Annotated in this window: 1 protein-coding gene; it reads right to left on the reverse strand. The window is 71.3% G+C overall.

The features are described 5' to 3' along the window. Positions 1-2,729 (reverse strand): condensation domain-containing protein (locus tag ABZ532_RS31475; RefSeq protein ID WP_361291400.1); only part of this gene is annotated, 2,729 nt, incomplete at both ends.

A 2,729-nucleotide genomic window follows, 5' to 3' on the forward strand; every position in this document is an offset into this window, starting at 1 on the left:
GCACCCGCCACATACAACTCACCCACCACACCCACCGGCACCGGAACCAAACACCCATCCAGCACATACACCCACGTATTCGCCAACCCACGCCCGATCGAGGGAGCCCGCCCGTCGCCCCGGCCCCCCTTGCGCAGGGATGCGGCCAGCGACCAGATGGTGGTCTCGGTGGGCCCGTAGACATTGGTGACCTCGCGCGCCCGCTCCGTGAGCTCGGTCGCGAGCCCTGCGCCGAGAGCCTCGCCGCCCACGAGGACGCGCAGTCCCCGGACGGCGTCCGGGACGCTGTCGACGATCACGGACCACAGAGAGGGGGTCGCCTGCATCACCGTCACGGTGTGCTTCTCGATCAGCCGCGCGAGGGCGCTCGGGTCCTTCGCCTCATCGGCGGTGGCGATGACGACACAGGCGCCTTCACGCACCGGAAGCAGAAGTTCGAGATGGGCGATGTCGAAGGCGACGGTGGTCACGGCGAGCCATCGGTCGTCCCGCTCCAGGGGCAGCCGGTCGCGCATGGCGTCCAGCAGGTTGGTGAGGTTCAGATGGCTGACGGCGACGCCCTTCGGCCGGCCGGTCGAGCCGGACGTGTAGATCGCGTAGGCCATGCGGTGCGGGCTCATCCCGCCCGCCGGTGCGTCGACGGACGCATCGTCGCCGGCCGGGCCGGAGAGCCGGGAGACCCACTCGGGGTCATCCAGCGCCAGCCAGCCGTCCTCACCCACCGCGGCGCGGGTGGCGCGGTCGGACAGCACCAGGACGGGCTCCGCGTCGGACAGCACCATCGCGATGCGTCCCCTGGGGTGCCCGGGGTCGACGGGGAGGTACGCGGCTCCGGTTCTGTGTACGGCGACGAGGGCGACGAGCAGATCGAGCGAGCGCTCCATGGCGACGGCGACAAGGCGCTCGGGGCCGGCTCCCCGTGTGAGCAGATACCGGGCCAGGCGCTGCGATCGGGCGTCCAGCTCCCGGTAGCTGAGCGAGTCGTCGCCACAGACCGCGGCGATGGCGTCCGGGGTCTCGTTCGCCCGCTGCCTCAGCCACTCGGGCACGGTCCGTGTGCTCACCTCGAGGGTGCGGCCACCACCCGCTTCGAGCAGCGCCGTGCGCTCGGCCGGGGCGATGATGTCCAGCCTTGTCACGGGCCGGGCCGGGTCGGCGGCCGCCTCCGCGAGGAACCGCTGGAACCAGCTCGCCACACGTTCTGCCGTGGCCCGGTCGAACAGATCCCGCGCGTAGACAAGCCGTCCCTCGAGCCCGGTGTCGGTCTCGGTGACGTCGAAGAGCAGGTCGAAGGCGACCGACGGGTACCGCCCGTCCGTCAGCGGCGTCACTTCCAGGCCCGGCAGATCCACCGTGGCCGCCGCGTTGTTCTGGAGACTGAGCATGGTCTGGAACAGCGGATGGCGGGCCGGACTGCGCGTCGGGTTGACGGCATCCACCACCTTCTCGAAAGGCACCTCCTGGTGGTCGAGTGCGGCGAGCACCTCTGCGCGCGCCCGGTCCACGAGTGCCTCGAAGCTCGGTGCACCGGTCAGGTCGGTGCGTATGACGACGGTGTTGAGGAAGCAGCCGACCAGCTCGTCCATCGCGACGTCGGTACGACCGGCGACGGGGCTGCCCACTGCGATGTCGCCGCCCGCGCCGAGCCGGTGCAGAAAGGCCGCCAGTCCGGCGTGCAGCACGGTGAACAGGCTGGCCCGGTGCCGTCGGGCCAGTGCGGTCAGACGACCGTAGTCATGGGAGGCCAGCCGCAGCGGGACGGAGTCCGCCTCATGGGACGCGACGGGGGGCCGTGGCCGGTCGGTGGGGAGGGCGAGCTCCTCGGGGAGGCCGTCGAGGGCACGCCGCCAGTGGGCGAGCTGCTGCGCGAAAACACTGCCCTCGTCCTCGGGCGACCCCAGCACCTCACGCTGCCACAGCGTGAAATCGGCATACTGCACCGGCAGTTCGTCCCAGCCCGGCGCGGCGCCGGCCAGCCGCGCACGGTACGCCACCGAGAGATCACGGAGAAACGGCGCCACCGACCATCCGTCAAAGGCGATGTGGTGGATCGTCACCAGCAGGATGTGTTCGGTGTCGCCCGTGGCCAGCAGGAGGGCCCGCAGCGGTGGTTCCGTCGCGAGGTCGAAGCCCTGTGCCGATGCCCAGGCGGCGATGGCCGCCGGGGTCCGCTCGGGTGCGATCCGGCTGACGGGCAGCTCCAGTCGGGCCACGGCGGAGTCGGATCCGAGGTCCAGGACGCACTGGCGCGCGACCCCGTCCTCGGTGCGGAAGACCGTGCGCAGACTCTCATGGCGACCGGCCACGTCCCGTAGCGCGGCTCGCAGCGCCACCGTGTCCAGGTCGCCCGACAGACGCAGCGCCGTGGTGATCGTCTGTGCGTCGCCTGCGCGGTCTTCGGAGTCCCTGGAGAGCTCGCCGTGGAACCAGAAGCGCGTCTGGGAGAAGGACAGCGGCAGGGTGCCCGGGCGGGTCCGCGGCTTCAGCGGGATCCGGGAGGGCTCCGCGGTGGCGAACCGGGCGGCGAGTCCGGCGGGCGTGCGTGCTTCGAAGACCGTGCGCATGTCGATCTCCGCGTCCAGCTCGGAGCGGAGGCGGCCGACGAGCCGGACGGCGAGCAGCGAGTGTCCGCCTAGGTCGAAGAAGTCGTCGTCGATACCGACCTGTTCACGTCCCAGGAGATCGGCGAACAGACCGCACAGCAACTCCTCCACCACCGTACGCGGCCC

The organism is Streptomyces sp. NPDC019396 (genome assembly GCF_040632375.1).
In the GTDB taxonomy this organism is placed as follows: Bacteria; Actinomycetota; Actinomycetes; order Streptomycetales; family Streptomycetaceae; genus Streptomyces.